Origin of the sequence: Bradyrhizobium uaiense (assembly GCF_010811875.1) — a bacterium.
Classification (GTDB): domain Bacteria; phylum Pseudomonadota; class Alphaproteobacteria; order Rhizobiales; family Xanthobacteraceae; genus Bradyrhizobium; species Bradyrhizobium uaiense.
On the sequence record NZ_VKHP01001027.1, the window covers coordinates 1 to 242 of the forward strand.

At 65.3% G+C, this 242-nt stretch carries 2 pseudogenes; one reads left to right on the top strand and one right to left on the bottom strand.

Features of this window, described 5'->3' with window-relative positions:
* Positions 1–132: pseudogene (locus FNJ47_RS55280) on the top strand (2-amino-5-chloromuconate deaminase CnbZ); the annotation flags it as partial.
* A gap of 31 nt (positions 133–163) precedes the next feature.
* On the opposite strand, the pseudogene FNJ47_RS55730 reads toward FNJ47_RS55280, so the two are convergent.
* Positions 164–217, bottom strand: a pseudogene (locus tag FNJ47_RS55730) (hypothetical protein); the annotation flags it as partial.
* Positions 218–242 lie beyond the last annotated feature (25 nt).

Genomic DNA, 242 nt, shown 5'->3' on the forward strand with positions numbered 1-242 from the left:
GAGCGGGTCAGGTTCTCTGAATCGGTACCCTTGAGCGCGGGTTTTGAACGGATTGCCGATATCATCCGCGACGCCGGCCGCCCGCTGACGGCATTCGGGGCCTGCGAACTGCGCTCGCCGGCACCGTGTAGCAGAAGGCGTGGAAACTCGGCTCGCCTGGCGGATCGAGTTTCGGACAGACGTTGCTGCGCGCCACCGGATTGACGCCGTCGCGCATCACGCCCCAGGCAACCAACGTCTTG